The organism is Niabella hirudinis, from assembly GCF_051201075.1.
Taxonomy (GTDB): domain Bacteria; phylum Bacteroidota; class Bacteroidia; order Chitinophagales; family Chitinophagaceae; genus Niabella; species Niabella hirudinis.
This window is the reverse complement of the sequence record NZ_JBPEHJ010000002.1, coordinates 624,371-648,516: the sequence shown is the minus strand read 5'-3', so window position 1 is coordinate 648,516 and position 24,146 is coordinate 624,371. Positions and strand designations below refer to the sequence as shown.

At 46.8% G+C, this 24,146-nt stretch carries 24 protein-coding genes; 11 read left to right on the top strand and 13 right to left on the bottom strand.

Translation table 11 applies throughout. The features are described 5' to 3' along the window. Positions 1-56 precede the first annotated feature (56 nt). Together GGU45_RS06215 and GGU45_RS06210 are read right to left on the bottom strand one after the other, a co-directional pair. Positions 57-584, bottom strand: coding sequence for a YqgE/AlgH family protein (locus tag GGU45_RS06215; RefSeq protein WP_435222995.1), 528 nt, complete (start codon positions 582-584; stop codon positions 57-59). A gap of 58 nt (positions 585-642) precedes the next feature. Next, positions 643-885, bottom strand: a complete 243-nt coding sequence (locus tag GGU45_RS06210) for a hypothetical protein (RefSeq protein WP_435222993.1) — start codon at positions 883-885, stop codon at positions 643-645. A gap of 362 nt (positions 886-1,247) precedes the next feature. Here GGU45_RS06210 and GGU45_RS06205 point away from each other — a divergent pair, with 362 nt between their 5' ends. Beyond that, on the top strand, positions 1,248-2,093 hold the full coding sequence (locus GGU45_RS06205; RefSeq protein ID WP_435222991.1) for a glycosyltransferase: 846 nt from the start codon (positions 1,248-1,250) through the stop codon (positions 2,091-2,093). 20 nt (positions 2,094-2,113) lie between these two features. Here the strand turns inward: GGU45_RS06205 and GGU45_RS06200 are convergent, their stop codons facing one another. The 10 genes from GGU45_RS06200 to GGU45_RS06155 all read right to left on the bottom strand — a co-directional run bounded on the left by GGU45_RS06200 (position 2,114) and on the right by GGU45_RS06155 (position 14,709). Beyond that, on the bottom strand, positions 2,114-2,602 hold the full coding sequence (locus GGU45_RS06200; protein ID WP_435222989.1) for a SixA phosphatase family protein: 489 nt from the start codon (positions 2,600-2,602) through the stop codon (positions 2,114-2,116). Positions 2,603-2,674: 72 nt separating this feature from the next. Further along, entirely contained in the window at positions 2,675-4,522 is a 1,848-nt protein-coding gene (locus tag GGU45_RS06195) for an amidophosphoribosyltransferase (RefSeq protein WP_435222987.1), read from the bottom strand. Positions 4,523-4,656: 134 nt separating this feature from the next. Then, positions 4,657-5,325, bottom strand: coding sequence for a DUF2461 domain-containing protein (locus GGU45_RS06190; RefSeq protein ID WP_435222985.1), 669 nt, complete (start codon positions 5,323-5,325; stop codon positions 4,657-4,659). A 603-nt stretch (positions 5,326-5,928) separates the two neighbouring features. Beyond that, complete coding sequence (locus tag GGU45_RS06185; RefSeq protein ID WP_435222984.1) at positions 5,929-6,069, bottom strand: hypothetical protein; 141 nt, start codon at positions 6,067-6,069, stop codon at positions 5,929-5,931. Further along, entirely contained in the window at positions 6,059-6,436 is a 378-nt protein-coding gene (locus tag GGU45_RS06180; protein ID WP_435222981.1) for a GntR family transcriptional regulator, read from the bottom strand. Before GGU45_RS06180 ends, GGU45_RS06185 begins: the two co-directional genes overlap by 11 nt. Positions 6,437-6,441: 5 nt before the next feature. Continuing rightward, a complete protein-coding gene (locus GGU45_RS06175) occupies positions 6,442-7,233 on the bottom strand; it encodes a hypothetical protein (protein ID WP_435222979.1) in 792 nt (263 codons plus the stop codon). Further along, entirely contained in the window at positions 7,230-8,075 is an 846-nt protein-coding gene (locus GGU45_RS06170; RefSeq protein WP_435222977.1) for an ABC transporter ATP-binding protein, read from the bottom strand. The genes GGU45_RS06175 and GGU45_RS06170 overlap by 4 nt, the downstream gene beginning before the upstream one ends. Positions 8,076-8,350: 275 nt before the next feature. Then, positions 8,351-10,447 carry an NAD-dependent DNA ligase LigA gene (ligA, locus tag GGU45_RS06165; RefSeq protein WP_435222975.1) on the bottom strand — a complete coding sequence of 699 codons (2,097 nt, stop codon included), beginning with the start codon at positions 10,445-10,447 and terminating at the stop codon, positions 8,351-8,353. 132 nt (positions 10,448-10,579) lie between these two features. Then, positions 10,580-13,462, bottom strand: a complete 2,883-nt coding sequence (locus GGU45_RS06160; protein WP_435222973.1) for an outer membrane beta-barrel protein — start codon at positions 13,460-13,462, stop codon at positions 10,580-10,582. Then, the gene (locus GGU45_RS06155) at positions 13,459-14,709 is read right to left on the bottom strand and encodes a DUF4934 domain-containing protein (RefSeq protein ID WP_435222971.1); all 1,251 of its coding nucleotides are present in this window, start codon (positions 14,707-14,709) and stop codon (positions 13,459-13,461) included. Before GGU45_RS06155 ends, GGU45_RS06160 begins: the two co-directional genes overlap by 4 nt. 175 nt (positions 14,710-14,884) lie before the next feature. On the opposite strand from GGU45_RS06155, the gene GGU45_RS06150 reads away from it, so the two are divergent. Then, entirely contained in the window at positions 14,885-15,574 is a 690-nt protein-coding gene (locus tag GGU45_RS06150; protein ID WP_435222969.1) for an NUDIX hydrolase, read from the top strand. Between the two features lie 95 nt (positions 15,575-15,669). On the opposite strand, the gene GGU45_RS06145 is transcribed toward GGU45_RS06150, so the two are convergent. Beyond that, positions 15,670-16,497: a phytanoyl-CoA dioxygenase family protein gene (locus GGU45_RS06145; protein WP_435222967.1), complete on the bottom strand. Its 828-nt coding sequence runs from the start codon at positions 16,495-16,497 to the stop codon at positions 15,670-15,672. A 188-nt stretch (positions 16,498-16,685) separates the two neighbouring features. On the opposite strand from GGU45_RS06145, the gene GGU45_RS06140 reads away from it, so the two are divergent. From GGU45_RS06140 to tsf, 9 genes are all read left to right on the top strand, one after another. Then, positions 16,686-17,465 (top strand): C1 family peptidase, encoded by a 780-nt coding sequence (locus tag GGU45_RS06140; RefSeq protein ID WP_435222965.1) that lies wholly within the window; start codon positions 16,686-16,688, stop codon positions 17,463-17,465. A gap of 198 nt (positions 17,466-17,663) precedes the next feature. Beyond that, positions 17,664-18,779, top strand: coding sequence for a C1 family peptidase (locus tag GGU45_RS06135; RefSeq protein WP_435222964.1), 1,116 nt, complete (start codon positions 17,664-17,666; stop codon positions 18,777-18,779). 40 nt (positions 18,780-18,819) lie between these two features. Beyond that, positions 18,820-19,197 (top strand): hypothetical protein, encoded by a 378-nt coding sequence (locus tag GGU45_RS06130; RefSeq protein ID WP_435222962.1) that lies wholly within the window; start codon positions 18,820-18,822, stop codon positions 19,195-19,197. Between the two features lie 499 nt (positions 19,198-19,696). Next, positions 19,697-19,999 (top strand): protease inhibitor I42 family protein, encoded by a 303-nt coding sequence (locus tag GGU45_RS06125; RefSeq protein WP_435222960.1) that lies wholly within the window; start codon positions 19,697-19,699, stop codon positions 19,997-19,999. Positions 20,000-20,212: 213 nt separating this feature from the next. Next, complete coding sequence (locus tag GGU45_RS06120; RefSeq protein ID WP_435222958.1) at positions 20,213-20,974, top strand: DUF3575 domain-containing protein; 762 nt, start codon at positions 20,213-20,215, stop codon at positions 20,972-20,974. Positions 20,975-21,192: 218 nt separating this feature from the next. Beyond that, positions 21,193-21,636 carry a 50S ribosomal protein L13 gene (gene rplM / locus GGU45_RS06115; protein WP_435222956.1) on the top strand — a complete coding sequence of 148 codons (444 nt, stop codon included), beginning with the start codon at positions 21,193-21,195 and terminating at the stop codon, positions 21,634-21,636. 39 nt (positions 21,637-21,675) lie between these two features. After that, a complete protein-coding gene (rpsI, locus tag GGU45_RS06110; protein WP_435222954.1) occupies positions 21,676-22,065 on the top strand; it encodes a 30S ribosomal protein S9 in 390 nt (129 codons plus the stop codon). 48 nt (positions 22,066-22,113) lie between these two features. Beyond that, positions 22,114-23,025, top strand: coding sequence for a 30S ribosomal protein S2 (rpsB, locus tag GGU45_RS06105; protein ID WP_435222953.1), 912 nt, complete (start codon positions 22,114-22,116; stop codon positions 23,023-23,025). A gap of 228 nt (positions 23,026-23,253) precedes the next feature. Beyond that, positions 23,254-24,081: a translation elongation factor Ts gene (gene tsf / locus GGU45_RS06100; protein WP_435222951.1), complete on the top strand. Its 828-nt coding sequence runs from the start codon at positions 23,254-23,256 to the stop codon at positions 24,079-24,081. The last annotated feature ends 65 nt before the right edge of the window (positions 24,082-24,146 follow it).

The following is a 24,146-nucleotide window of genomic DNA, read 5'->3' as shown; positions in this document are numbered from 1 at the left end:
TTCCAAATTCAATATTCACGTCTGATTCATTCACCCCTGAATGTTAAAGGCCTTCATTATTGCGCCTGCACATTTTTAGTATACAGTGCCTCCCAGAGTCCTTCTGTTGGGCTAAAAAGAAGACCCGTGGAGCCGGGAATGATCTTCCAGGCCCCTTCACTGATCTCTGCTTCAAGTTCACCGGTATCCCATCCGCAATAACCAATAAATAATTTCAGGTCTTTATCGGGCCGGAGATCCCCGTTGATATGCATCAACGCCTGTTTAAAGTTTCCACCGGTGTAAACAGCGGTCGCTACCGGTACGCCGTCTTCTATAAGATCCGGGCGGCGGTGTATAAAAAAGAGATGCTCCTGATCCACCGGCCCGCCTTCATATAATTTAAATGGGGCACAATGCCGGAACTCTACCAGCTCGTTCAAGGTTCGTTCCTTGAGACTTAAAGTATCGAAGAACGGCTTATTCAGCATAAAGCCCATAGCTCCTTTTTCATTGTATTCGGTTATAAGCAGTACGGCCTTCATAAAACGAGGGTCGTCCATTAATGGAGTGCTTACCAATACAATGCCGGTTGTAATATTCATTGTAATTCGCTCCTCGAGACTTTAAGTCTTGAAGAACAGTAACAGTCCCGAAGAACAGTTAATTCTTATTGATCAAAAAGTGAAAGGCTTTTAAATGGGTTCTGTTGATGGCCCGGAGGATCTTTCGTTTTTTATTGGTGATATAGCTGCGGCTAACCAGCTCATGAGCGATACAAAAATTTTCATCCGTATCCGCATAAGCCACTACCTTATGGACAAACTGCACTTCCTGGTCGATATATTCAGGGGTACATTCCTCCTCCTTCAGGAGAAAAATAATATCGCGGCTATAATCGTTCATTTTGTCATCTTCAAAAAAAATGTGACATTCACATTTATAAAAATAAGATTTTTTCCAATCCGGCGCAAAATATTTTTGTATTGCGGGGATTGATAAAGAAGCGGAAATTCATGGCCCCGGAGCATTATAAAAAGCACATATTAGTAGCGCCGCTTGACTGGGGATTGGGCCATACAACAAGGTGCATACCAATAATTTATGAACTATTAAAACAGGGGGCCCGCGTTACGGCAGCCGGTAACGGGGTGCAACTTCGGTTGCTGGAAAAGGAGTTCCCTCAAATTGCTTTTCTGCACCTCAGGGGTTATAATGTGCGGTATTCAGCAAAAAGAAGCCGGTTTATGATAAACATGCTTCAACAGATGCCATCTATTTTAAGCGCCATCCGGAGCGAGCATCAGTGGCTGGACAATATGGTATCACAATATGGCATTGATGGTGTCATCAGTGATAACCGGTTTGGGCTGCATCATGCCGGTGTTCCAACCGTTTTTATAACGCACCAGTTACGTATAAAAAACCCGCTGGGAAGTATCATGGAAACGCTTTCCCAACGGATCAATTACCGTTGGATGGGACGTTTTTCCCAATGTTGGATCCCGGATTACCCGGATGCACCCGGTCTTGCCGGCGCTCTCTCGCACCCGGCTGCCATGCCTGCGATGCCCTGTACGTATCTTGGTCCGTTATCCCGGATGCTGCAGCTGCCCGGTACCGGTACAAAGGAAATAGTATTGATCCTGTTATCTGGCCCGGAGCCTCAACGTTCGATTTTTGAAAAAATGGTATGTGAGCAATTAGCGTCCTTTAAAGGCGCCGCCGTATTGGTAAGAGGGTTGCCAAACGGGGGGGGAGCGGCACTCCCTGCTGCGGGTGCTGCGCTTGTTTATGATCATCTTCCGGCGCAAGCGCTTAACCGGCTGATGTGTGATGCTGCATATATCGTATGCAGGAGCGGTTACAGCTCGGTAATGGACCTGGCAGCTATAGGCGCAAGATCGATATTGGTACCTACGCCCGGTCAAACGGAGCAGGAATACCTTGGGAAACTGCACAGTGGCCGGCAACATGCTGTGGTCTGCGTTCAGGAAGCGTTTAACCTGGAGGCATTGCTCAAAGAAGCGGGCCTTGCCAACTATATATTGCCCGGCCACGATAGGGGAACGGCCCTGGAGCAGGCCGTCACCGGCTTTTTAAATGGGTGCTGATCCGCGAAAATGAGAAAGGGTTAATCTTTCGGCGAAAAGGTTTCCACCAGTTGTTTTTTTGCCATTTCAAAATGACTCCAGTCGTCCATGCCTACTTCCATGACGGCTACACCACAGGTGGGCAGGCTATCAATGCCCGCATGGGTAAGATCATTTACAAAATTGGTGACGCCGGGGTTATGGCCGATGATGGCCAGCGTTTGGATATTTTCATTTTCTTTTAGCCATTCGATGGTTTCTGTAATGCCCAGTACATCTGCCAGGTACAGGCTTTCAAAATAACGAATATGGTTACCGGGAATGCCCAACACATCCGCAAAAATGCGGGTTGTCTGCATGGTGCGCTCGGAGTTGCTGGAAAAAATTTTATCGATCCGGTATCCTTTTTCTTTAAGCCGGCCGGCCATTTTTGCTGCATTGCGTTCGCCTCTGTCGGTCAATTTTCGCTCAATGTCTTTTCCAAAACCCTGTTCCGCCTTGGCGTGGCGAATGATGATCAATGTTTTCATGCACCTGTGAAATTTAAAATTCATTACAAGTTTAAGTAAATAAATGCAAATTTCAGGTACCGGCTTTCAAGTTTAATAGCCGCGTTCGTTCTTTCCTTCCATGTAATTCATGAATGCCTGGTTTACCACGCGATTGCCGCCTTCTGTGGGATAGTCGCCGGTAAAATACCAATCGCCCAGGTTGTTCGGGCAGGCTTTATGCAGGTCTTCGATGCTTTGGAAGATCACCTGTACAGGGATGTTGATACCGGCAGGAGTAATCATTTCTGCAATCTTGTTGGTAATCTCATCTACCGTACTGGATTTGTATAGCTGTTTTACCACGTTTTCGGTATGCAGCAGGTTTTGTTCTTTCAGCTCCCTGCATTTTTGCAGCAGCTCATCCAAAAGCGACTCCTCGCCCTTGTCCTTTAAAACATTTACGGCGGCATTGAACGCAATAAAATCGCCCATTTTGCTCATATCAATACCATAGCAGTCCGGGTAGCGGATCTGCGGGCAGGAGGAAACCACAATGATCTTTTTAGGCTGTAGCCGGGAAAGCATTTTGATAATACTTTCTTTTAACGTGGTGCCTCTTACGATCGAATCATCGATGACCACAATGGTGTCAATACCGGGGCGCACTGTACCATAGGTGATGTCATAAACGTGCTGTACCATTTCATTACGGCTGGCGTCTTCCGTAATAAATGTGCGCATTTTTACGTCTTTGATGGCGATTTTATCCGTCCGGATACGGCGGTTAATCATTTCACTCAGCTTCTCTTCATCAAAGTCTTTTCCCCAGCTCAGGATGCGTTCGGTTTTTATTTTGTTCAGGTAAAGCTGCATGCCTTTGTGCAGGCCAAAGAAGGCTACTTCTGCTGTGTTGGGGATATAGGAGAAAATAGTGTTTTTTAAATCAAAATCAATGGCGTTCAGCACCTGCTCGCTCAGGTTTAAGCCCAGGGCTTTTCGCTCTTTATAGATCTTTTCGTCACTGCCTCTTGAAAAATAAATGCGTTCAAAACTACAGGCTTTGCGTTCTCCGGGGGTAATCACTTCGGTTACTTCGTACTCCCCGTTTGGTTTTACCATAAGGGCATTACCCGGCATCAGCTCCTTTACTTCGTTTTCACCCACGTTAAAAGTGGTACGGATGGCGGCACGTTCGGAGGCCGCCACAATTACTTCATCATCGATATAGTAATAACAGGGGCGTATGCCATGCCGGTCTCTGAAAACAAAACCAATGCCTTCGCCGGTTAGTCCGCCCACGGTAAATCCTCCGTCAAACATCGGGATCACTTCCTGCAGTACGCTCTTGATATCTACATTACCCGGGTTTTGTTTGTCGGCTTCAATGAGGTAATGATGAAGAATCTCCATCATGGCGGCCAGGTCGCTTTGTTTTTGAAAAGTTCCCGGAACGATATTTAGTTTCTCAAAGAGTTCATTCGTATTTACCAGGTTGAAATTGCCGGCAAGAGCCAGGTTACGACCCGGAACCGTGTTTCTTTTAATAAAAGGGTGACAGAAATCGGCGTTGTTTTTTCCCTGTGTGCCGTAGCGCAGGTGCCCCAGCAGCAGCTCACCCAGGAACTTGATATGGCCCTTCATAAGACCCGGATGCTTCAGGGCATCGGGATTGTAACGGCAGAGCTCATCCACTTCATCGGCAATATTTTTAAACAATCCGGAGATGGCCTGTGGTTCGGCACTGCGCATCCGGTGCAAAAACGGATAACCCGCTTCCACATTTAATTTAATACTGGCGATGCCGGCTCCGTCCTGTCCGCGGTTGTGCTGTTTCTCCATCAGCAGGTAAAGCTTGTTCAGCCCCCACATTACGGTTCCATGCTGTTTTAGGTAATGAGAAAAAGGCTTGCGGAGCCGTATAAAAGCCAGGCCGCATTCATGTTTTATGGGATCACTCATAACAATACAAAAAGGAAATGCAAAGTTACGATTTTGAAATTTAAAGATTGCTTAATATAGGTTAACCCGCGGCTTTTTTTACAGTATCATGTGTTTACGTGCGCCCGGATAGCCGGGCTCCTAATAATCGTTTGTTATTCACCAACGCCGCGGTTAATGAAGGCGATGAGCGGTTGCAGCACCTGGAAGGCTTTTACAGTGGTGGGCAGCAAGGATTTAGCTATCAGTTGCGTATCCGGGAGACCGGTTAATGCGGTATAGCTTTTCAATTTCAGGTAGGCCGCTGCAGGATTATCCGGCTCGTAGCCTTTGGGCACCCTCGAAAGCACCTGACCCTCTTCCACTGAAAGCTTACCATAAGTATCCTTAAATTTTTTTGTTTCAAGAATCTTTTCAAACTCCGGCAGGTTATAATCGATTTCCTGCCGTATCCGGGCGAGTTCTACGGGCATGGGCTGCCAGAGGCCACCACCGGTAAAACTCCCTCCCGGCTCCAGATGAAAATAATACCCAGCCTTTACCGACTTTTTCCCTTCGGCATTTATATAAGCGCCAAAGTTGGATTTGTAGGGTTCTTTGTTTTTGGAAAAACGTACATCCCGGTTGATGCGGAACATGCAATCTTTTGCCTTCAGGTGCAGGATGGACGGTTCTGTTTTGCCAAATGCGGCGATCAGGCTATCAACAAAGCCAGCAAAATCTTCGCGGGCATTTTCATATTCTTTACGGTGCGCATCAAACCAGGGCTTATTATTATTGTATTTGAGCGCTTCTAAAAACTTCAGTGTTGCTTGCTGGATCATAGCGGTAAAATTAAGCCATTTTGTGTATTGGCCACGAAGGCAGGAAGACACGAAGTAGCACGAAGGAGGAGCTGCAGGTGTTTGTGTTTCTTTAAGCCCTGGTGTCTTTGTGGCGGCCCGGTGTATTTCACGCAAGGGCGCGGGGGAGCAAAGACGCGGGGGCTTCAGCGTTGGCCACGAAGGCAGGAAGGCACGAAGATGCACGAAGAAAAGGCAGTCTGCCTTTGTGTTGCTTAGTGCCTTGGTGTCTTTGTGGCGGCTGGTCGGTGTGTTTCACGCAAAGACGCGGCGGATTTCAGCGGTGGCCACGGAGGCGGGGAGACAGGAAGTGACACGAAGAAAAGACAGTCTGCCTTTGTGTTGCTTAGTGCCTTGGTGTCTTTGTGGCGGCTGGTCGGTTTATTTCACGCAAAGGCGCGGGGGGCTTCAGCGTTGGCCACGAAGGCAGGAAGGCACGAAGATGCACGAAGAAAAAGTAGTCTGCCTTTGTGTTGCTTAGCGCCTTGGTGGCTTTGTGGCGGCTGGTATATTTCACGCAAAGACGCGGCGGATGATCTATTCACATAGCTATTAACGCGGAGGCACAGCGCAAACATTTGTGCGTTAATGTCTGTTTTTGGTCAATGTTTTATAAATGTCTGGCCGGTCGGTCTTTACTTTATCCAGCACCACCTTGTAAAATAATACGGGTAGGGTAAACAGCAGGACCAGGATCAGCAGGAGGACTTTTGTACTATTTTTCATATTGCATTTTTCGTTTGTATTTGATCAGTAATTTATCCAGTTCTTCGGGGGTAATATCCAGTATATGCAGCGTTCTGGCCAAAAGCGGCAGTTCCTGTTCAATAAACAGGTTTCTCCGGTATAGTTTGGCCTGCTGCATTCCATTGGCGCTTATGAAATAGCCCACCCCTCTTTTGTCGGTGATGATCTCCTGATTTCTTAAAAAATCATAGCTGCGGGCCACGGTGTTGGGGTTTACCGATAGTTGCACGGCCAGTTCCCTTACACTGGGGATCTTTTCCTCCGGCTGCCATACAGCAAGCAGGATCTTTTCGCAGATAAGGTCTGCGATCTGCAGGTATATCGGCTGGTTACTGTTAAAGTCCATTGTTGTTATTTAACCTGCGTTTCTTTTAGTTTATAATAAGCAGCCCAGTAAAACAGGGGGCCCCAGCCAAACATATAGAATGCCCTCAGCAGGTTTATCAGGAAACTGTTCTCTATATACGGATTGCTCTCGCTGGTCGTTGAAATGTACGTTCGTTTAAAATCCGGATTGGAGAAGGTCCAGGCATCGATGTTGAAAAAGGTACTGATGGAGTTTGCATATTTTACCAGCATCCAAAAGATAATAGCTGCAATGACGATGCCGGTCAGGTAAGCATATTTTTTGAAGTGAAGCGAACAATAGATAAAAAATCCCTGTATGGCTAAACAAATGGCAAAGATCCCTAATTGTCTTTCCTCGTAGTGTATATCAGAAGAAACATAGCCAATGGGCAAGACATGACCGGTGGCTATCCAGGTATAGAGCGCGTCCGTGGCTTTAAACAGGAGGATGAAGGTGAGATTAAACACCACCACATTTTTCACCAGTTCTAGGCATAGTTTTTCGGCCGCGGATGCGGGAATACCCAACAGGAAAACAGCGCTTTCCCCGGCCCGGTATTTTTGAAAAGTTGTAATTGCATACCCCGTTCCCAGAAAACAGAACATGGTAAGACCAATAAGTAAAAAATTCTCGGGGCTGTAATTCCGGTTGCCTCTCTGGTAGATCTGCAACAGCAGGATAATGTTGAGCAGCAGGAACAGGGCCGTAACACTGAGCAGGTATTGCCGTTTATTTTCCATCCACTCTTTCTTTAATAGCAGAAGAAAGCGGTGGGTGCTGAATGTTTCGTTCATATAACGCTATTTTCGGGGTGAGCAAAAAGCTGGTTGATCTTTTCTTCATTGGCCATTACGGCTTTATACAGCATTTCAAGATCCACGCCGGAAGGGTATCCGCTGTTGTTGCCCGTAAGCGTTGTCCGTCCCCGGAACGTGTCTTCCGCAAAGAGGATCTCTGCATCTGCAGCGGTTTCATTGCCAAATAAAAGTTGTTGCGAGATGGCTTCCACGGATTGCGAAAAAACAAACTGCCCGTTATGGAGGATGGAAACATGGTCCAGCAAGTTATTCACATCGTTTATTTGGTGGGTGCTGATGATGACCAGTTTTGTATCATCAATATAGCCCGAAAGGAGCTCTTTAAATGCGGCTTTTGACGGGATATCCAGCCCATTGGTGGGCTCATCCAGGAAGAGGTAGGGCGTATTGGCCGCCAGGGCAAAGCTCAGGAGCAGTTTTTTCTTTTGCCCGAAACTCAGGGCTTCAATATCATTGTCGTACCCGATATTAAAGGCCGTAAGACAACGGATGAATTGTTTTTTGCTGAACTGCGGATAAAAGGGCGCATATCCTTCCACATATTGGGGAATGCTGATGCCGGGGAAAAAAGTATTGTCCGGAACAAAGAAAACGGACCGGAGAAAAGAAGGGCGCCGGCATTGAGGAGCTGCTCCCTGTATGGTTATGGTACCCGCTGCGGGAAACAGGAGTCCGCTCATGAGTTTGAGCAAGGTGGTTTTTCCAACTCCATTATCGCCCAGCAGGCCATAGATTTGCCCCCGGTTAAAAACCTCCGTAACTCCTTTGAGGACGCTGGCTTTTTTGTAAGTAAACGAAATCTCTTTTAAAGCAATCATACTACTGTTTTAGTGTATTAATTAAATAGTACACTGCAAATATAAAATGGTGAGAGGGAATCCACCAAATTTATTTTTTGATGCCACTGAGGCACTGAAGTTTTTTTACGCTTGATTTTTGCCACCGAAACACTGAAAGGCACAGAGCGGCTCGCTGTAGTTTATTTCACGCAATGACGCAGAGGAGCACGAAGGCTCAAAGACACCAGGACGCACGAAGAAAGCCAGACTCTTTGTGTTTCTTAGAGCCTTAGGGTCTTTGTGGCGGCTGTAGCTTACTCCACCATCTTTAAAAATTCTGCTTCAGAAATGATCTTTATGGTGTTGATCTTTTTTGCCTTTTCCAGTTTGCTGCCTGCATCCTCCCCAACTACCAGGTAGTTCAGTTTAGCGCTCACCCCGCCGAGGATCTTTCCGCCCTGGGCTTCGGCCATTGCTTCGGCTTCACTGCGTTTTAGCGTAGGAAGGGTGCCGGTAAATAAAAAAGTTTGCCCTTCAAGGGCGCCTGCGGCAGCCAGTTGTTTGTGGGTATTGGTCAGTTGCACGCCCAGGGCCTCCAGTTCTTTGATCATTTCGATATTGGAGGCGGTACTAAAGAAGTGTACAATACTGCCGGCTACTTTGGGACCAATGTCCTCCAGGCCCTGCAGCTCCTCCTGCGAAAAACTTTGCAGCTCCAGCAGGTGGCCTACCTTATTGGCCAGCACTTTGGCGGTGGTTTCACCCACAAAGCGGATGCCCAATCCAAAGAGGATGCGGTGCAGGGGGTGTTCCTTGCTTTTTTCGATGGCCTGCTGCAGGTTGTCAATGGATTTTTTTCCAAATCCTTCCAGTGTGCCCAGTTTTTCAAAGTCCAGTTTATAAATACCCGGAATGTCTTTCAGCCAGCCGAGTTCATAAAACTTGCGGACATTGGCCTCCCCAAAGCCGCGGATATCCAATGCATCCTTGCTCACAAAATGGATCATACGCTCCACCACCTGTGCGGCGCATTCGATATTGATACAGCGCCAAACGGCTTCTCCTTCCTCTTTAAACAGCGGGCTGCTACAGACAGGGCAGTCTTTCGGAAACAGGATGGGGGTTTCTGCACCAGTCCGCAGTTCTTCCAGCGATTTTACAATATAGGGAATCACATCACCGGCACGTTCTACCAATACGGTATCGCCGATCATCAGGTTCTTTTCTTTGATCACATCTTCATTGAAAAGCGATATGGAGCTTACAGTAACGCCCCCGATAAAAACGGGCTCAATTTTGGCTACCGGTGTAATGGAGCCTGTGCGGCCCACCTGAAACTTTACTTCCAGCAGTTTGCTGGTGGCCTGCCGGGCTTTGAATTTAAAGGCAATGGCCCAGCGGGGGTGGTGGGAGGTCATACCCAATTGCTCCTGTACATCGATGGCATTTACTTTGATCACCATTCCATCAATCTCATAGGGAAGCTGGTCTCTCTGGGCTTCGAATTCAAGACAGTAGTCAACCACTTTTTCGATCCGGTCAAAGGTTTTCAATTCCTTTACGGGGCTTCGGAAACCCAGTTCCCATAATAGTTTCAATGATCCCTCATGGGTTTGCAGCGCTTCGGGAAGCGCATGTTCGGGTAGCAAGGTATAGTCGCTGATATGGTATACAAAGGCCTCCAGGTTGCGGCGCCGCACTTCTGCGGGGTCCTTGATGCGGAGGGTACCTGATGCCGCATTTCGGGGGTTGGCCAGGGGTGCTAGTCCCTTTTCTATGAGCTCGTCATTGTATTTTTTAAAATTGCTTTTGTTGATCAGCACTTCACCGCGTATTTCGATCTGCTGGATCCCGTATTTGCTGAATGCTGCAGAAAGCGGTACGCTCCGGATCTGGCGCACATTCGTGGTGATTTCATCGCCTTCTACACCATTGCCCCGGGTGGCGCCTCTTGCCAGCAGGTCATTTTCATAGATCAGTGAAATACTTCCGCCATCAAATTTAGGTTCTACACAATAAGTGACATGATCCTTTTTGGACAATTGCAGCACTTTGCGGTCAAAGTCCTTCAGATCATCGCTGTTATAGGAGTTGTCCAGCGACAGCATGGGTACGAGGTGCTGTACGGTTACAAAACTGCCGTTCAGGCTTTTGCCTACCCGTTGCGTGGGCGAATCTTTTGTAACCCAGTCCGGCTGGTCTTTTTCAACGGCCTCCAGCATTTTATACAGGAGGTCATACTCCGTATCGGCCAGGAGCGGATCATCCTGTACATAGTAGCGGTGTTCATGAAAACGTAAAACATTTCGCAGGGTTTCCAGTTCTTCCGGGGTTGCCGGCAAATGTTTTCCTTCTTTTAAAAAAGAACGGGTTTGTTCCTGCAGCGCCAGTATTTCTTCCTTTGTATACATAGGCGCAATTTCGGATTTAAAAAGTTAACCGCAAAGGATGCTGTTTAACCGCAAGGTTCGCTAAGGTTATTTGCCGATAGTCTTCCTCCCTGCGAACTTTGCGTATTCATTGCGCCCTTTGCGTTTAAATACTTACTGCACCATGATCATCATTGGACCTCGGGGCGCTGGCGGACGCCTGCCGCTGCCGCCCCCGAATTTTCTTGGGTAGTAGGAAAAAGTGATCATAAAATATTGCTGCAGGCCATTGGAAACAGTAGTGGATGCATAGTTGTATCCTAAATTGTTGTCGATGTTCTTGTTTTGTTTTAACAGGTCAAAGGCTGATAGCTTTAGCTCGGCTTTTTGCTGCATAAAGCGATAAATCGCATTGGCATTCCAGATGGTAAACGCCCTGGCATCCTGCTGAGCCGAGTTGTTGGTCTGATAATTTACCGATGTGTTCAGCGTAAGGTTTTTGTTAATGAAGTAATTGACGTTGCTGGTGGTAGTATAGCTCCGGATGGCCGCCGCCTGTCTGTCACTATTGGACTGATGATTGCGGTTGGTGGCAATAATCTCGCCAACGCTGATATTAAACTTATCGATGAGGTTATAGAGAACGTTGAAGTTGTTGGACAAGCTAAGATTGCGGGATGTGGATTGCCGTCCATCAATATAACCCGGGCGAATGTAGGAGTTCAGTGAGGGGATATATGTAAAACTGATCGTGTTTTTCTTATCGATATTGTGGGAGAAATTAAGATTCAGATTAGCCCCCAGGCTTCGCTGATAAGCCACATTGAGGAGGTAGCGGGTGCTTTTTCCGGAGGAATCCCTATTGTACACCAGGCTGTCCCCGATGGCGCTGCTGATATTGTTGAAATTGATGCCCAGTCTTGCCCCGTAATTGCTCTTGCTGTTGGGTTTGGCCCGGCTGATGTCAAAACTATAGTTGAGATATTTGGTTTTGGATGCTTTCAGCAGCGGGTTGCCCACTATAACGTTATAACGTTCCGTGCTGTCAATGATGGGATATAACTGGTCAATAGAGGGTAGCTGGTTGCTCGTATTGGCCCATAAGTAGGAATAGATCCGCAATGCGTTTTCCTTTTGATAGTTGAAGTTGGCATTTAATCCGGGTGTAAACGCATTGAACGACCGGTCGATATTCCGGTTCAAAATGCTGGATTCGTTTTTCTGGGTCTGGAACTGGTAGCGGAGGTTGACGCCAAAGCTTAACCAGTAGTAGTATTTGCCCCAAACGGATTTGTTGAAGGATTTATTGAAATTAAGCGCCGGATTATATGAAAAACTGCTCAGCGTATTGGTGTTGGTTAGATAGTTGTTGATCCGGTACGGAGCATCGGGTGCATCCCGGTCAACAACCATTGCATTTTGCTCACTCCTGGAGAGGTTGATGCCGTTGACCAGGGACATATTGATGTTGAAAAAATTATAGATGCCAAACAGGAGCTGCCGGAACCCATCATAGTTGAGATCGGCATAGGCATTATAGTTTTTGCTGTAGTTATTGTATTTACGGTCAATGGTGTTGGTATAAATACTATCAACAAATGACTCAAGGGTGTTTACGGTGGCACGGTTGCTAAGGTTTTCGTTGTAGTTGGCACCAAAGTTGACTGAATAATTTTTTCGCGGATCATCGCGCAGCTCAAAATCGTTAGAGCGCAGCCAGCCAAACATATTGAAGCTATTGCTGTTGGAGCTGGAGTAGCTGCTGCTGTTGGTACGGCTGGTGTTGATACTGTCGTTGAGGGTTATATTTGTGGATGCATTGGAGCTGCTATTGCTGTGTTGATTGGTATAGTTGGCGTTGAAGTTGACAAAGTTTCCGAATTTTTTTCGATTTTCATATTGAAACTTTACCGTATTGCTGGTATTGTCGTTGATGCTGGTATTCTTGCTGATCGATGTTTGCCGGTTGTTGTTGATGATTTCTTCCCTGTTGCCGTTAGAAGTAACGTTCCTCCGGGTATTAAGGAAGCCATAGTCGGTGGTGAGGCGGTTGTAAAACTGGGAGTTGTCCGATTCGGAAAAACTGTGCTGCCATTTGAGATTTCCATAGGTCCTCCGCGTAATGCCATCGTTAGCATTGCCCCGCCCACCATAGAAGATCCGGAAATTGGATTTAAAAGTATTATCCATAAAGGCATTCTCACCTGTTCCTTCTTCTTTATTGATATTATTGATGCCGATGGCAATGCCGGCCTGGTTCTTTTTGTCGTAAACCTGGATCACGCCATCGCCGGTATAATGATCGTCTGTTCCATAGCCGGCGCCTATTTTACCAAACATGCCTTTTTTCTTGTCGGCTTTCAGTTTGATGTTCATCGAGTAAAGCGAATCCGTTTTTTCCTCTGTATTGGTCAGCTTTGAAACGTCTTTTTCCTGGTAAAGCTGGATCTTTTCAATGGCGTTTTTAGGAAGGTTTTGCGTTGCAGTTTGGGTGGCGCCGCCAAAAAACGGTTTTCCGTCCACGTATACTTTTTCCAGTTTGCGGCCATTCATGGTAATGGTGCCATCGCCCCATACGGTAAGCCCCGGTACCCGTAACAGCATGTCTTCCACAACGGCATTGGAATCCAGTTTAAAGGCATCGGGATTAATCTCAAGCGTGTCGCCATTCATACGCAGGGGCTGTACGGCTTTAACAACTACTTCCTCCATCTCGTCCTTATCCGGGCGTGTCATAAATAGTTTACCAAGGTTGGTGACCATGGTAACGGTATCCAGCTGAAAATTTTTTACAAACGGACGATACCCGGTGTAGGAAATAATACAGTAAAGCGCTGTTTTGGCCGGGATGTTTTTGATGTCAAATTCACCCTGTGTATTGGTGAGCTGGAATTCCACAATACTGGAGTCGGCCTGCTTAAAAACGGTAACGGATGCGGACTGCAGTGCATAATCATTAATCGAATCATACAAGACACCTTTTACGGCACCGGTTCTTTTTTGAGCAAAAACCAGGGAGGGGATCAGGATCAGGGTTACAAGAATAAGGCGTCTCATTTTGCAGCAGGATTAACTTTTAATTGAATGATAACGGGGTTACTGAATTTTTCAATGCTATCCAATAACTGTTTTAACAGGGGGGGAGGCGTATTGTTGTACTTTGCAAGGATCGCTGTTTTTTCCTTCAGCAGATCGGCAGGCGAAACGAAAGTGTATACATAATCGTTGTCGTAATTACTGATTTTGGAAAACATGCCCGATGGAAGAAAGTAGGTACTGCTGTCGGAGGTGGTTTTGGAAAGATCGTACAACGATGACGACTTTTTGTTAAACACATAACGCTTGCTTCCCCAGGAATTATCGTTCATGCCAAAGAACAAAACAGAAGGCAGGTCAATGATGTTAAAAAACGATCGGGCTGCCTTGGTGTATTTTGATTTATAATTGGTGAAGTCGATATTGTTTTTAAAAGCCGTGGTAAAAAAAGTGGCCGGCATCGTGTTGGCCGCCGGAAAAACAAACCGGTAAGCCGGTGTCAGCGAGTCATTCACCAGTTTATAGATGGTATTATCATAATCTTTTTTGATATAGACGGTACTGTCGTTTGAGGTCCGGTCAATATTGACCCGGATGTCGTCAAAATCGGGCGGAAGTTTGGGGACATTCAGAAACGGGAAATAAGCAGCTGTTTTCTTATTGCCATCCATAATACTTAAATGGTAGGCCACCGTGTCCTTGAGGTATTTGTTATAGCGGTTGTTTTGTAACAGGTACCGGCCATTCATATAGTACAGGGAGTTTAGGGCATAATAAGGTACCGGGAGTTTTTCAATACCGTAATTTTTACCGGCACCCAGGTACAGGAGCTCCATGTTTTTGTATTTCGAAAAATCCCTGTCGCCGGGGTGTTCGGTCATTTGCTGGGCCTTGGGAAGCGGGATGGTATAGTTTTTATTGGAGCTTGTAAAAAACACGGCATTTTTGGCGTAGTTGTATTGCAAGCCCCCCAGTTTATATTTTTTCTTCCTGTATTTATGTAAAAATTTTCCTTCCTTATTAAATATGAGGATGGAGTTGGATTCGTTGTCCATAAAGATCAGCCGGTCCGGGGTTACCAAAAAATCGGCCATATTGTTGAAATAGCTGGTTTTATTGGTTTCGAGGGGAATCAGCCGGATATCCGAAAAAAGGTTGGAGGCCTTTATGCCCAGTGCACCTTCGGGTACTATATATAAGGACTGGTCCTGTGCAGGGGCCGTAAAGTGAACCAGGAGTATCAAGGCAGCGATCAAAAAACGTCTCATAAAAAGTTTTGCGAAAGATACCCCGGTTTTCTTTGTTACGACATTGTCGTAGGTTCTTTAACTTTTTATTGTGATTAAGCAAACAATCGGTCGTTAATGTTCTGAGTGAGCTGGCAGTTGAAAATCGCCGCATTTTTATGTGGCAAATTGTACTTTTGCTGCCATCACGAAAACAATGAGCAAAAATTCAAATCTGAAAACGGCCGCGCTGGAGAAAAGCAGTCACCTGGAGTATTTCCGGATTGCTGTATCGGTGGACTGTGTCATTTTCGGCTATGAAGACAAAGCATTAAAAGTGCTTCTGATCAAATCGGATTTAAAGGAGTTTGCCGGGATGTATTCCTTGCTGGGCGACCTGGTGAAACCGGATGAGGACCTGGACGAAGCATCGTACCGGGTGCTGAAGGAGCGTACGGATCTGGATGATGTATTCCTGCAGCAGGTGCATACCTTTGGAGCCGTAGAGCGGCACCCATCCGGGAGGGTGGTTTCTGCGGCCTATTACTCGCTGGTCAATATCAATAATCACAAGCTGAAGATTAATAATAATGACCTGCGCTGGCACCCGGTAAATGGCGCTTACAGGCTCGCTTTTGATCATAAGGAGATCCTGACTACCTGCCTGCAGCATTTGCGCGGGCAGATAGAAGAGCACCCTGTGGTGCATAACCTGCTCAATGAAAAGTTTTCACTACGATCGCTGCAGGAGTTGTATGAATCTATTTTGAATACACCGCTCGACCGCCGCAACTTCCGTAAAAAAATTACGTTGAAAAACTGGCTGGTAGACCTCAATGAAATGGAGGAAGATGTACCGCACCGCCCCGGTAAGCTTTACAAGTTTAATAAAAAGTATATCCGGTAGGCCCGGCTATTGCGCTGGCTGGTTTGTCGTAATCGTTCCCGGTTGCCCATTAATATGAATGCCTGTTTGCTTTATTCCTGTCAAAATTGCGCTGATCAACCGGGCTCGTACAACACCGGATTAATGGGCGAATCAATGATGGCGCCAATCTGTGCACCGGGGCACCAGGTATCCCAGTCGTTTTGCTGGTTTTTATTTTCGGGAGCTTTTAACCGCATGTCGCGGTCCATATAAATGATCGTCATCACACGACGCATATCGCTGGTAGTGTTGGCGCCCGCGCGGTGAAATACCCAACCTGAATGGAAGCTGATCTCTCCCAGGTCAAAGGCCTCAATAACGTGTTTAAAATCCGTTACGCGCAGGCGCTGTTGGATCAGGTTTTCACTTTCATCGCCAATGGCCAGTTCACGCCCTTCAACAATCTGGTGGCTGCCGGCGCTGAATTCGAGCGGCCCCATCTCCAACGGCGTTTCCTGTAAGGGTATCCAGGCGGTAATGGTTTTGTCGGTTTCCAGCGGCCAGTAGTACTGGTCGGCATGCCAGGGGGTGATGCCGCCGCCGCCTTCTTTAAACAATGCCTGGTCGTGGTACATCCGTACCCCTTCCACCCGCATCAGGTCGGCTGCAATTTTACCCAGACGTTTGCTGAAGATGAGGGCGCGTACTTCATCGCTTTCGCGCCACAGGTTAAACAATTGCAGGAAGGCCTTGCCATAGGTGTCGCGCTCGTCCAGCGTTGTTGTTACCGTATTCATTTTGGCTACCTGTTCCGAAATAGCCTTGCTGAAATAAGCCACCGCTCCGGGAGATAGTACCTGCTTCAGTTTGATAAAACGGTTGGTTTCATAAAAGCCGGTTTGCTCTTCTGTAAGTGCATAGGGTTGCGCTAATTCATTCATAATTGTTTCAGGTATCGCCATCGTTGTATCGTTTTTTGAGCAATAAAAATAGCGCATTTCCCCTTCTGGTGCATTGGTATCTCCGGTACCGTAAAAATACTACCGGTTTTGCGTAATAGTCCTTTCGCTCAATTCAGGTATTGACATCCCTTTCACAGCAGTGTAATATTGTATTGTTAAAAGATGCCCACACCTAAAAAATAAAAGTAATGGCAAAGCCTTCTTCTCAACTGCAGAACCGATATCTTGGATGGATACCCGATCTTCCCGATGCCAGGGATTTTATGTACGCTGCTCCGCTCAAAGTGATGCAGAAGTTGCCGGCAAAAACGGATCTGCGAAAAACCTGCCCGCCCGTATACGACCAGGGTGCGCTGGGTAGTTGTACTGCCAATGCATTGGGTGCCGCTTTTGAATTTGGAAAGAAAAAATTGCGCAAAAAAACGTTTCGTCCGTCCCGGCTCTTCCTGTATTACAACGAGCGGGTGCTCATGAACACGGTGCAATCCGATAGCGGTGCTTTTCTCCGGGATGGTATTAAGTCGTTGAACAAACAAGGCATCTGCCCCGAAAAGGATTGGCCTTATAAAGAAGCCGCCTTTGCCCAAAAGCCGCCCGCGGCCTGCTATAAGGCTGCTTTAAAAAATCAGGTACTTTCTTACTGGAGGGTACCTGTGAATCTTACCTCTATTAAAGGCTGTCTGGCCGAAGGATATCCTTTTTCATTTGGTTTTAGCGTGTATGAAAGTTTTATGACCCGGAAAGTTGCAGAAACAGGTATCATGCCTCTGCCAGATATTGCGAAAGAATCATTGGTGGGTGGACATGCCGTGCTGGCGGTAGGCTACAGCGATGAAAAGCAGATGGTGCTGGTACGCAACTCATGGAGTAAAAAGTGGGGGATCGGCGGGTATTTCTGGATGCCTTATGCCTATATTTCCAACCCGACATTTTGCCAGGATTTCTGGACCGTCCGCGATGTTGAATAGCTAACCGTGCTTATACTGAGCAAGGGACGAATCAATTGGCTATAAAGGCTTCCCCGGGTTATCGGAGCGAAGTATACGGATAAAGTTACTGCAGTGGTTGATACTGTTTGAATCGCTGCCGGGAGATGCTATGCCCGCAGGTACCGGCGGACAGGAACATCATTCAAATCCAATTTTTTAATAAAGAAAATTAAACACATGTCAAAGATTAATGTAAGGGACATACAATTGTCCATTGCCCGGGAAAACCTGGGTTGGGAGGCCGCCAGTAATGAGTATACGGCGCTTGCAGAGGAAGACCGGCAATATTTACTGGGCTTTGTTCCGGGTCCACATGAAAAATCACTGGCTGCGCGGGAAGAAGCGGCATTGCGATCGTTCCGGGCTTTTAAGCTGAGCGCGGCCGGAAAAGGGATCCGTAAGCCCAAGGCCTATGGCTATCCCACGTCATTTGATTGGAGGAATGCCAATGGGGGTAACTATGTAACATCGATCAAAAACCAGAACCCCTGCGGATCCTGTGTTGCCTTTGGCGTAATTGCTACTGCCGAAACCGCATTCCGGATACAGCGGGGCGCGCCCGCGCTGACGATCGATTTTTCCGAGGCGCAGCTTTTTTACTGCTATGCCCGCAGTGAAGGCCGGAATTGCCAAAACGGGTGGTGGCCGGAGAATGCGCTCAAGGCCTTTAGAGATAAAGGACTGGTGGATGAAGCCTGCTTTCCTTACACCCCGGTTAACCAGCCTTGCAATACCTGCGGTGACGCCGCCAACAGGGCCTTAAAGATTTCGGGTTATACCAATCTTACCAACCCCGCTGCCATGAAGGACTGGTTAAGTACCCGCGGACCACTGGTGGCTTGCTTTACCGTTTATACCGACTTTTTCAGTTATCGCTCGGGTGTTTACCGCAGGGCCAATAATCATGTAGAAGGCGGCCACTGTGTGTCTGTAGTCGGCTATGATGATATCCTGCAATGCTGGATCTGCAAAAACAGCTGGGGGCCGGGCTGGGGCGATGGCGGTTTCTTCAGGATCGGCTATGGTCAGTGTGGGATTGACTCCTCCATGCAGGGCGTTAACAGCATTGTGGAAACCTACTGGACCGGCGCCAAAAAAATAATCGGCCTCTGGTCAAACGATGCCCCCAACAATGCCTGGGCCTATATACAGGACTTTGGCTGGAGGAAGATCTCAAATGCAAGTGATAACATTCATTTGAACCTGCTTACCCAGTGCATCTCCGCCAAGAACCGGGGCACGGCCGTAAGTATTCATTTAACAAACGGCCTGGTAGATGAAATTTATAACTAAACAGCAATTTTATTATTCAACTATTTAATCTGGCATAATCATGGCAACAAAGAAAACCGCGGCAAAAAAAGCCGCAACAAAAAAATCCGGAAAACAGTTTAGCGCACCGCTGGCCCAAACCGTATCAACCGTAAAAAAAGCCAAAGCGGCCAACGAACCGGTACTGATACCCATGCAGGAAGAAGCCGGCCTCACCGCCTGGAACAATAATACCCGTATTGTGCAAACCTGGGGCAAGGCCGAAAATAATAATGCCTTTCTTAATATTACCGGCCTGGGATGGAAGAAAATAAAGGAAACCAATACCCAGGCTTTCCTGGCGCTTTTAATGATTGGCGCACATGGGCGCGATAAAAACAGCATTGTAAACGTAAGAACCGAAGCAGACAATAAGGTGTATGAACTGTATGTTTGGTAACGGACCGGCCGGTATTCATGTAGAGTGGCTGTCTCATAAGTCGCTTTACAGCGTGATGTCGTTCTGAAGATTTCATCCCGGGCTTGACCCGGGATCTATTCTTGTTTCAGCATCTATTGACTAACAATCATCTTTAGATGCCGAAACAATCCCGATCGCCATCGGGACGGCATGACAAAATAGAGACTTTTGAATACAGCCTCTTTGAATAAAGCATGTAAAATGAAAAAGGAGTAGTCGTTTATGAAAGAGAGCTCGTTGGTTATATATGGCGCAAGCGATAAAAAGTGATCGATTTGTCCTTATACTGAGCAAAGACGAAACATAAGCGTGCATGAGTTTATACGGGACAAAGTATAGCGGGGGCTCATTTCTGCACCTGCCGTAATAACTGTTGAGGCGGGTTTTACATTGGATATTCAATATTTTACATTTTGCTGGTTGCTTCCGCCCTGGTTCGTGTCCTCACGAATCGGTCCTTTTTTTAATTTTGCTATTAATGAAAACGATCAACCTGAAAACGGGAGCATTGCATTCCTTTAAACTGGATAGTTTGGGTGGCGCAGGGTATAGCTGGGTGGTAGAGCACAACAATGAATCCGTAGCGGCGATAACGTTTCGCTCATCCGCAACGCCGGATACCGTTAAAAAAAAGGGGATTGGGGGGGCTGTTAAAACGGAGGTTATTATTAAAGGACTGAAGCCCGGCACCTCCCGTGTGCGGCTGGTGCAGAAGCGGGTTTGGGAAATGGCGGAGGATCCGCTGGCAGTAGAGGAGTTTCTGGTAACCGTTACCGGGTAAGTTGGTACGGCTGAAAAAAGCACCGGCATACCGTGCTTTTAGGGAGAAGGAATCAATGTTTTATGGTTCCCCATAGCGCTGAAAGGGCATAATCCATTTTTTTGTAGCGTAAAATAGCCGGGTTTTGGTTCTAATGAACTTCTAAGATGACCTGCTTCGTTTGCCCGGGGCGCCATCTTATTTTTTGTTTAATTTAGCAGGAAACTACTATTTATGAAATTTTTCTCAACCCTCCTGCTTGTATTTCTTTACCAGCTGACTTTATCGCAAAACCTGGTCTCCGCAGACGGTCTGCAATCCAAACGTTCCATTATAAAGCTGAACCTTATTTCCCCGGTGCTCAAAAACTATTCGGTTCAATATGAGCAGGTGCTGACCAAACGCCTGTCGCTGGCCCTTGGCGCAAGGATCATGCCCGCCTCCACTCTTCCCTTCAGACAGGAGATTAGGAAGAAAATTGTGGATGAGGATATCGATTTTGTCAACGAGGCCATCGACAAACTAAAGTTTTCCAACTATGCCATTACACCCGAGCTGCGTTTTTACCCGGGCCGCAAAGGTTACGGACGGGGCTTTTACCTGGCCCCCTATTACCGGTTTGCCCAATATACCATAAAAGAAGGCCGGTTCTCATTTGATGAAAACGGGGAGCATTACGACATTGACGCCTCCGGAAAAGTTACGGCACATACTGGCGGGCTGCTGATGGGCGCCCAATGGCAGTTGGGAAAAACGCTGGGACTGGATTTTTGGATCGCCGGCCCCGGCATTGGCGGCGCCAGCGGGGACATTTCCGGAAAATCGAGCCCCACGCTTTCTCCGGATGACCAGGAAGAGCTGCGGACCCAATTGAAAAAAGTGGATATACCGCTGACCAAAGAAACCATTTATGTTGATGCCAATGGCGGAAAAATCGGCCTCAGCGGGCCCTGGGCAGGTATCAGATCCGGGCTGTTACTCACCTTCCGGTTATAAAAAAGGCCGCCGGTGATGTTTTTGGGATCGCCGGATAAAAATAGAAAGCAAAAATTTTACTGAAAATCAATTCGTTGCAGAGGTGTTATAAAAAATACCCCTGTTTTTCGTTGTTTTTTAGAGAATACTCATCTACTTTTGCACTCCCTTAAAATCCGATAGCAATCGGGGAAGGGCCGGGGGATAGCCCGGATTCACTAAAAAATATAAATATTAAAATGAGTAAACAACATTTCACCACGAAACATGCGAACGAGGCTACCGTGCAGCGTAACTGGTACGTTGTAGATGGTACTAATCAAACTGTAGGACGTATGTGTTCCCGCATTGCAGCTATTCTGCGCGGTAAAAACAAAGCCATTTATACCCCTCACGTAGATACCGGCGACTACATTATTGTAATCAACTGCGAAAAAGTAAAGCTTTCCGGTAGCAAAATGGATCAAAAGGTTTATGACACTTACAGCGGGTACCCCGGTGGACGTAAAGAAGAAGGTGCCGCTGAGCTGCAAAAGCGCCGTCCCGAAGTAATTATCGAAAGAGCGGTAAAAGGGATGCTTCCTAAAAATCGTCTGGGACGCAAAATGTATAAAAAATTATTTGTGTATGCAGGAGGTGTTCATCCGCATACTGCACAACAGCCAAAAGAGCTGAAGTTCTAAATTTCAAATCCTAAATTCCAAATAAGAAATTATAAATAAATGGAAAAGCAAAAAAATGCCGTAGGACGCCGTAAAGAAGCCATTACCCGTGTCTTCTTATCCAAGGGTACCGGTGCCATTACTGTTAACGATAAAGATTATAAAAACTATTTTTCCCTGGTTTACCTGCAAAACCAGGTAGAGCGCCCGCTGAAAGCTGTTGAGGCAGCTGATAAGTTTGATGTAAAGATCACCGCAACCGGCGGTGGCGTAAAAGGACAGGCCGAAGCGGCTATGCTGGGTATTTCCCGTGCATTGGTAGCGGTAAATGCGGAATTTCGTCCGGCATTAAAAGCAGCGGGGCTGTTAAGGAGAGATCCGCGTTCTGTTGAGCGTAAGAAATTTGGTCACAAAAAAGCAAGAAAGAGCTACCAGTTCAGCAAGCGTTAATCCTTGTATCTTCAAATTATCAAATTATCACATTTTCAAATTAGTTAGATGGAAAATAATAATACATCCTTACAACAGCAGCTTCTGGAAGCAGGGGTACATTTCGGACACTTAAAAAAGAAATGGAATCCTAAAATGTTGCCGTACATTTTTGCTGAGAAAAAAGGCATTCACATCATCGACTTAAATAAAACGGTAGAATGCCTGCAGGAAACTGCAGCTGCAATGAAACAAATTGCGCGTAGCGGCAAAAAAATCCTTTTTGTAGGCACCAAGAAACAAGCGAAAGATATTGTTACGGAGTGCGCACAAAGAGTAAGTATGCCCTATGTTACCGAGCGTTGGCTGGGTGGTATGCTTACCAACTTCAATACCGTACGCAAATCGGTTAAGAAAATGCAGAGCATTGAAAAAATGCTGAGTGACGGTTCTTTCGACAGTATTACGAAAAAAGAGCGCCTGACATTGAGCCGCGATAAAGACAAAATGGAAAAAGTATTGGGAGGAATTGCCCAGCTGGGTCGTGTTCCTGCTGCTTTGTTCATTGTTGATATCGGTCATGAGCACATTGCGCTTGCGGAAGCAAAACGCCTGGGCATCGGCACTTTTGGTGTGGTGGATACAAACGGAGATCCTAATAAAGTAGACTTCGCCATCCCTGCCAACGATGATGCTACCAAATCCATTGCAATTGTTGTAAACTATATCACTGCAGCCATTGCAGAAGGTTTGAGCGAAAGACAGGCTGCAAAAGATGAGGATGTTGAAGATAACTTTGCAGACGAAAAAGAAAAACAAGCAGCAAAAATACAGGCTGAAGCAGAAGCAGAAGCGGGCCGCGGAGGCCGCGGACGCAGTGCCGGAGGAACCGGTACGGCAGCAGGCGCCGGCCAGGGTCAGCGTCGCAGAACAACTACCGGAGGCGGTGGTGGTTCAAGAGGCGGAGCCCCCAGAAGATAATAGACGTTTAAGGTTTGAGGTTCGAGGTTTGAAGTTAAGGCCGATGTCTTAAAAATCAGATTTTGGATCTTGAACCTTAATCAGTTTTACCCGACCCCGTAAGAAATGGTTGAGCCGGGGTATTAAAGATATCATTTCATAAACAGGCCGGGTTTAAGATTGGATACGCTAAACCGAAAACCTTAAGCCTGTCTGCCGCAGGCAGGCATCAAACTTTAAACAAAAAAAATGACTATAACCGCACAGGATATTAATAAGCTGCGCCAGGCAACAGGCGCCGGCATGATGGATTGCCGTAAAGCATTAACAGAAACAAACGGCGATTTTGAAGCTGCTATTGACTGGCTGCGCAAGCAGGGACAAAAAGTGGCCGCCAAAAGAAGCGATCGCGAAGCAAAAGAAGGTGTTGTAGTAGCACAAACCACTGCCGATAATAAATCCGGGATTGTGGTATGTGTAAGCTGCGAAACGGATTTTGTATCCAAAAATGAAGATTTTGTAGCATTTGTAAAAAGCATTGCAGATGCCGCTATTGCAAACGATGTTCAAAGCGCAGACGAACTGAATGCAGTTGAAATTGGCGGTGCAAAAATTGCCGACCTGGTAAATGATAAGCTGGCGTCCATCGGTGAAAAAATTGGTATCACCAAGTTCGAAAGAATCAATGCACCTTATGTAGCCTCTTATATTCACGGAGCTTACCGTATTGGTGTGCTGGTGGGCCTGGATAAAGAAGCGGAAGAAGTGGGCAAGGATATCGCCATGCAGGTGGCTGCATTAAGCCCGGTGGCGGTAGATGCCTCCAGCGTTCCCGCAGATGTGGTGGCGCGTGAGAAGGCAGTGATCATCGATATTATGAAAGAAGATCCAAAGATGGCCGGAAAGCCGGAAGAAATGCTGGCCAAAATTGCCGAAGGTAAATTAGGCGCTTTCTTTAAAGAACAAACCTTAACCGCCCAGGCTTTTGTAAAAGACGCCGGAAAATCGGTTGCCGACTACCTGAAGGAGAGCGGTGATGTAAAAGTTACCGAGTTCAAAAGAGTAGCGTTAGGATAAGCAATAAGCTCTTTCAGACCTTATTGGTCTGAAAAAAGCACCCCATCCGGGGTGCTTTTTTAATT